The 6,387-nt window shown below is 67.8% G+C and carries 7 protein-coding genes; all 7 read left to right on the top strand.

The window, feature by feature from the left end; genetic code table 11:
• The first annotated feature begins 150 nt into the window (after positions 1–150).
• The 7 genes from ACNQQL_RS28295 (at position 151) to ACNQQL_RS28265 (ending at position 6,106) form a co-directional block, all read left to right on the top strand.
• Positions 151–1,242, top strand: a complete 1,092-nt coding sequence (locus ACNQQL_RS28295) for a protein-glutamate methylesterase/protein-glutamine glutaminase (protein ID WP_072443110.1) — start codon at positions 151–153, stop codon at positions 1,240–1,242.
• 67 nt (positions 1,243–1,309) lie between these two features.
• Entirely contained in the window at positions 1,310–1,705 is a 396-nt protein-coding gene (gene cheY / locus ACNQQL_RS28290) for a chemotaxis response regulator CheY (protein ID WP_034183905.1), read from the top strand.
• 1 nt (position 1,706) lies between these two features.
• Positions 1,707–2,438, top strand: coding sequence for a protein phosphatase CheZ (gene cheZ, locus ACNQQL_RS28285; RefSeq protein ID WP_204425391.1), 732 nt, complete (start codon positions 1,707–1,709; stop codon positions 2,436–2,438).
• Between the two features lie 260 nt (positions 2,439–2,698).
• Positions 2,699–3,202, top strand: a complete 504-nt coding sequence (locus tag ACNQQL_RS28280) for a DUF2844 domain-containing protein (protein WP_347067305.1) — start codon at positions 2,699–2,701, stop codon at positions 3,200–3,202.
• 16 nt (positions 3,203–3,218) lie between these two features.
• The gene (locus tag ACNQQL_RS28275) at positions 3,219–4,475 is read left to right on the top strand and encodes a DUF3443 domain-containing protein (RefSeq protein WP_347067303.1); all 1,257 of its coding nucleotides are present in this window, start codon (positions 3,219–3,221) and stop codon (positions 4,473–4,475) included.
• 163 nt (positions 4,476–4,638) lie between these two features.
• A complete protein-coding gene (locus ACNQQL_RS28270) occupies positions 4,639–5,136 on the top strand; it encodes a VOC family protein (RefSeq protein WP_347067301.1) in 498 nt (165 codons plus the stop codon).
• A gap of 589 nt (positions 5,137–5,725) precedes the next feature.
• Positions 5,726–6,106 carry a DUF805 domain-containing protein gene (locus ACNQQL_RS28265; RefSeq protein ID WP_347067312.1) on the top strand — a complete coding sequence of 127 codons (381 nt, stop codon included), beginning with the start codon at positions 5,726–5,728 and terminating at the stop codon, positions 6,104–6,106.
• Positions 6,107–6,387 lie beyond the last annotated feature (281 nt).

The following is a 6,387-nucleotide window of genomic DNA, read 5'->3' as shown; positions in this document are numbered from 1 at the left end:
CCCGCGCATCGAGCTGTTCGGCCCGCGCGGCGCGAGCCCGGGCAGCACCGGCGCGGGCAGTGCCGCCGGCGTGCGGGCGGCGAACCCGTATGCCGGGAGCCCGGGCGCCGGAAGCGCGTACGCGGGGAACCTATCGAAAAAGCAGGAGGCATGACCGCAGTGCAGAAGATCAAAGTATTGTGCGTCGACGATTCGGCGCTGATCCGCAGCCTGATGACGGAGATCATCAACAGCCAGCCCGACATGGAGGTGTGCGCGACCGCGCCCGATCCGCTCGTCGCGCGCGATCTCATCAAGCAGCACAACCCCGACGTGCTCACGCTCGACGTCGAAATGCCGCGCATGGACGGGCTCGACTTCCTCGAGAAGCTGATGCGCCTGCGGCCGATGCCGGTCGTGATGGTGTCGTCGCTGACCGAGCGCGGCTCGGAGATCACGCTGCGCGCGCTCGAACTCGGCGCGGTGGATTTCGTCACGAAGCCGCGCGTCGGGATTCGCGACGGGATGCTCGACTACGCGGAAAAGCTCGCCGACAAGATCCGCGCGGCGTCGCGCGCACGCGTGCGCCAGGCGCCGCAGCCGCAGGCCGCCGCGCGCACGGCGGACAGCCAGCCGGCCGCGCCGATGATCAACAACCCGCTCGTCAGTACCGAGAAGCTGATCATCATCGGCGCGTCGACGGGCGGCACCGAGGCGATTCGCGAGGTGCTGACGCCGCTGCCGCCGGATGCGCCGGCCGTGCTGATCGCGCAGCACATGCCGCCCGGCTTCACGAAATCGTTCGCGCAGCGGCTGAACGGCCTGTGCCGGATCGCGGTGAAGGAAGCCGAGCACGGCGAGCGCGTGCTGCCGGGTCACGCGTACATCGCGCCGGGCCATGCGCACCTGCTGCTCGCGAGAAGCGGCGCGAACTATATCGCGCAGCTGTCGGACGAGCCGCCGGTGAACCGTCACCGCCCGTCGGTCGACGTGCTGTTCCGCTCGGCGGCGACGCACGCGGGCAAGAACGCGATCGGCGTGATCCTCACCGGGATGGGCCGCGACGGCGCGGCCGGCCTGCTGGAAATGAAACGCGCGGGCGCTTACACGTTCGCGCAGGATGAAGCGAGTTGTATCGTGTTCGGGATGCCGCGCGAGGCGATCGCGCTCGGCGGTGCGGACGAGGTTGTGCCGCTCGCCGACATGAGCCGCCGCGTGATGGCGCGACTGGCGACGATGGGCGACCGCGTGCAGCGCGTGTGAATGGAATGTCACCGGGCGCGTGCCACGATACGCGTCCCGACGGAAACGAATCTGGAAAGGAACGACGATGGACAAGAGCATGAAAATCCTGGTGGTGGACGATTTCCCGACGATGCGCCGGATCGTCCGCAACCTGCTCAAGGAACTGGGCTACACGAACGTCGACGAAGCGGAGGACGGTGCGGCCGGTCTCGCGCGGCTGCGCGGCGGCGGCTTCGAATTCGTGATCTCGGACTGGAACATGCCGAACCTCGACGGCCTCGCGATGCTGAAGGAAATCCGCGCGGACGCGACGCTCACGCACCTGCCGGTGCTGATGGTCACGGCCGAGTCGAAGAAGGAGAACATCATCGCGGCCGCGCAGGCGGGCGCGAGCGGCTACGTCGTGAAACCGTTCACGGCCGCGACGCTCGACGAGAAGCTGAACAAGATCATCGACAAGATGGCAAAGACCGGGAGCTGACGTGAACGAGCCGATCCATGCGGCGCTCGCCGGCGCGGGGTTCAGCGCCGACAGCCACCCAGAAGGCGCCGATTTCGCGAGCGACCGGATCCTGGCGCGCATCGGCCAGGTCACGCGCGCGCTGCGCGATTCGATGCGCGAGCTCGGGCTCGACAAGCATGTCGAGCGCGCGGCGGAAGCCGTGCCCGATGCGCGCGACCGGCTGCGCTACGTCGCGACGATGACCGAGCAGGCCGCCGTGCGCGTGCTGAATGCGATCGAGGTCGCGAAGCCCATGCAGGAGCGCATCCAGAACGAGGCCGAGGCGCTCGACATGCGCTGGGCGCAGTGGTACGCGGCGCCGATCGAACACGCGGAAGTGCGCGAGCTGATGGACGACACGCGCACGTTCCTGCGCACGCTGCCCGAGTCGACGTCGGCGACCAGCGCGCAGCTGCTCGAGATCATGCTCGCGCAGGATTTCCAGGACCTGACCGGGCAGGTGATCAAGAAGATCATGGACATGGTCTACCTGATCGAGCAGCAGCTCCTTACCGTGCTCGTCGAGAACATCGCGCCCGAGCGGCGCGAGCAGTTCGCGGCCACCGCGGCCGCGCTGGCGGCCGAGCAAATGAGCGCGACCGGCAGCCCGGAGTCGCTGCTGAACGGCCCGCAGATCGCGCCGGAAGGCAAATCCGACGTGGTCCAGGACCAGGGGCAGGTCGACGACCTGCTCGCGAGCCTGGGCTTCTGATCTTGCTGCAGTGCATCGGCGCACCCCGTTTCGCGGGGCCGCCCGATGCGCGCGTCACGCCGTTCCCGCCACGTTTTCCCACGCTCGCCGCGCACGCGCGCGCTGTTCGGGCTGCGTCGAATTGACACTTAGACACACTCAGCAGGCATACTACGCGTCAGCAGTAATGGAGCGTCATTCGTACGAATTCATATGTTGACCGGTGGCGCGGGCACGATGGCCGCGCCGCCGGCAACGAAGCCAGTCCCTTGGGGGGGAACGTGAAGCTGAAACGCTTGGGCTGGGCCGTCGCACACGCGACGGCTGCAATCGGTGTGCTGTGGACCGTCCACGCACACGCGGAACTGGGCGGCGCGCCGATGTCGCCGCCGGCGGACGATCGGGCTGCAACCGTGCGCGCGATGCAGCGCGCGATGCGTTCGGCCGACGGCGTGCAGACGAGCACGGCCGCCTATACCGTCCGCGAGATCACGCTCGGATCGGGCACCGTCATCCACGAATACACGTCGGCCGCCGGCAGCGTGTTCGGCCTCGCATGGCGCGGGCCGACGATGCCGGATCTCGCGTCGCTGCTCGGCAGCTATTTCCCGCAGTACACCGCCGGCGTTCAGGCGGCGCACGCGGCGCGCGGCTGGCGCGCGCCCGTGTCCGTCGACACCAGCGGCCTCGTGATCCGGACGGGCGGCCACATGGGCGCCTTCTCGGGCCAGGCGTGGCTGCCGGCGGCACTGCCTGCCGGCCTCGCCGGCAACGACATCCAGTGACAGCGGGAGAGCGATCTTGAGAATTCCTCGTACATTCAAGCGCTGGCTCGGCGTGCTGGGCCTCGCGGCCGCGACGGCCGTGCTCGTGACGGCATGCGGCGGCGGCGATGACGGCGGCAGCTCCGGCAACAACGGCGGCAGTAACGGCAACGGCAGCGGTTCGAGCGTGTCGGACGGCAATACCGCGAACACGGCCGTCATCACCGTCGGCACCGGCGTCGCGAACGTGATCAACATCCCGACCGTCAACGTGAAGGTCTGCGCGCCGGGCACGTCGAACTGCCAGGTGGTCAGCAACGTGCTCGTCGATACCGCGTCCTACGGGCTGCGGCTCGTCGGCAGCGCGGTGTCGGGCGTGCTCGGCAGCCTGCCGCAGGTGACGAGCGGCGGCGCGCCGGTCGCCGAGTGCGGCAAGTTCGTGTCGAGCTACACGTGGGGTTCGGTGCGCACGGTCGACCTGTCGATCGGCACCGAACAGGCGAACTCGCTGCCCGTGCAGATCATCGGCGACCTCGGCACGACGAACGTGCCGAGCTCGTGCACGAACGGCGGCGCGTCGGCCAACTCGGCGAGCGCGCTCGGCGCGAACGGGATCCTCGGCATCGGGCCGGCGCCGGTCGACTGCGGTACGACCTGTGCGACGTCGACATCGTCGAACAACAACTACTACGCGTGCCCGAACGGCAATGCGAGTTGCGCGGTCGCGCTCGTGCCGGTCGCGCAGCAGGTGGCCAACCCGGTTCATCATTTCGCGACCGACAACAACGGCGTGATCGTGCAGATGCCGACCATCTCGAGCAGCGGGCAGGCCAGCGCGAAGGGCCTGCTGATCTTCGGGATCGGCACGCAGGGCAACAACGGGCTCGGTGCATCGACCGTCATGACGTCGACCACGACGGGCGACGTCAGCGCGTCGTTCCTCGGCAGCACGGTGATGGCTTTCTTCGATACCGGTTCGAACGCGTATTTCTTCAACGATTCGTCGCAGACGGTCTGTTCGAGGAACACGCAGTTCTACTGCCCGTCCTCGACGACCACCTATACGGCGACGCTGACCGGCCAGAACAGCGCGAGCGGCACCGTGTCGATGCCCGTCGCGAACGCGGATACGCTGTTCTCGAACGCGTCGACGTTCGCGTTCAACGACATCGCGGGCCCGTTCGGTTCGCCCGGATGGCTCGACATCGGCATGCCGCATTTCTACGGCAAGACGATCTACTTCGGGATGGACAAGCGCTCGAGCGGCGGCGCTGCGCCTTTCGTCGCGTTCTGACGCGGTACGGCCGCAGGCAGCAAAGAGGGGGGCGAGCGATCGCCCCCCTTTTTTTTGTCGCGAGGCCGCGCGAACTACGGATCGGATCGCCGCCGTGCGTGCGCGCAGCGCCTACGATGTAAAACCGGCACCGGTGCCGGCACGACATCGAGGAGACAGCGCCATGAGCCCGCGCATACAACGCATCACGCCGTTCCTGTGGTTCGACCGCGACGCCGAGGCGGCCGCCGGTTTCTACGTGTCGGTGTTCGACAACGCGCGCATCGTGCACGTCGCGCGCTACGGCAAGGCCGGCGCGCACGCGTCCGGACAGGCCGAGGGCACGGTGATGACGGTCGCGTTCGAGCTCGACGGCCAGGCGTTCGTCGCGCTGAACGGCGGCCCGGTGTTCCAGATCACGCCGGCCGTGTCGTTCGTCGTCAACTGCCGCGACCAGGACGAGATCGACCGCTACTGGGCGCGGCTGTCCGAAGGCGGCGACGAGCGTGCGCAGCAGTGCGGCTGGCTGCGCGACCGCTTCGGCGTGTCGTGGCAGGTCGTGCCCGTGCAGATGTCCGAACTGATGACGGGCGATCCGGCGCGCGCCGAGCGCGTGATGGCGCAAGTGATGACGATGAAGATGCTCGATCTCGGCGCGCTGCAGCGGGCGGCGGCCGGTTAGTGCCTAGACCGGAGGCCGGCCGGTGCTTACCGCCGTCGTATGGTCGAGAAAGCGGCGGCCGGGCCCGTACGCGGTGTTTTCGATGCGCGCCGCGTCGGCCGGCGCGACGGCGCGCCCGGCGCCTGCGCACCGGGCGGCAGGTCGGGCGTACCCGGCGTGCCCGCGCAGCCGGCGGCGAGCGCGCAGGCGAGCAACAGCAGCGGAGCGAGCGGATGACGGAATACGGCGCGATGCGAGCGGGATCGGGAATGGCGAAGGGTAGCGCGACTGGCGCGCTCGCGTCATGCCGGTCGGCCGGTAAATCGAATGCCGCACGACCGGATCGATTATCGATCGCGTCGGGATTCATTCGGTTGTAATCAAACGCCGGATTATCTGAGGGTGTGGTTTCTGTCAGGCCTTCAAGATTATTAAAATGACGCGGCATGCAAGCCGGCGGCGCCGCATTACGCCATGACAGCCGTTCCGAGCCGGTGCGGCGGGGTTTCGCTTGTCAGGCATGCGAAAAGAGATGGAGCCCGCCGAAATTCAAACATATAATTCCGGCGTTGTTTCCGGGGTCGCCAATATAAAACAGGAGGGTAATAAAATGAATTTTTCCGAGGCTGTTCGTTCCGTACTCAATCAATACGCGAAATTCGAAGGCCGTGCGCGTCGTGCCGAATACTGGTATTTCGCGCTGCTGAGCTGCATTCTTTCGGTCGCCGCCCAGGTGATAGGCGCGATCGGCCGCGACGCGGGCCTGATCGCGCTGCTGCTGCTGGGCGCGATCTTCCTGATTTCGCTGGCGCTGATCATTCCGGGCATCGCGGTCAGCGTGCGCCGCCTGCACGATACGGGCCGCTCGGGCTGGTTCCTGCTGCTCGGGCTCATTCCGGTCGTTGGCCCCATCCTGCTGCTCGTGTGGATGTGCTCGCGCGGCACCGCAGGCCCGAACCGCTTCGGCTCGGATCCGATCCCGGCGGTCTGAGCGCCGCCTGCCCCGACACGACGCCGTCGCGTCGGGGCCTGACTTCCCCGTTTTCTTCGCTTCACCGTTCCCCGCTTCACTCCGCCGCCGTCCCGTCCGGGAACCTTGCCGGAAACCTCGCTCCATCGTCGCGCCGATCGCCGTGTTTTTCCGCCGCATCGCACCACGTCGCGCGCCGCTCCGTCCCCCATCCAGCCTCGTTCGCACCGGCTCGCCCGATTCCCCGAAATACCCCCCTTTCCCGGCTTTGCTCGACCGATCGGCGTTTGACGCCTCCATGA

The sequence above is a fragment of the Burkholderia sp. LFS061 genome, assembly GCF_047978125.1.
Classification (GTDB): Bacteria; Pseudomonadota; Gammaproteobacteria; order Burkholderiales; family Burkholderiaceae; genus Burkholderia; species Burkholderia pyrrocinia_C.
Note: the sequence above shows the minus strand (reverse complement) of the source record. Positions and strands in the feature narration are given on the sequence as shown.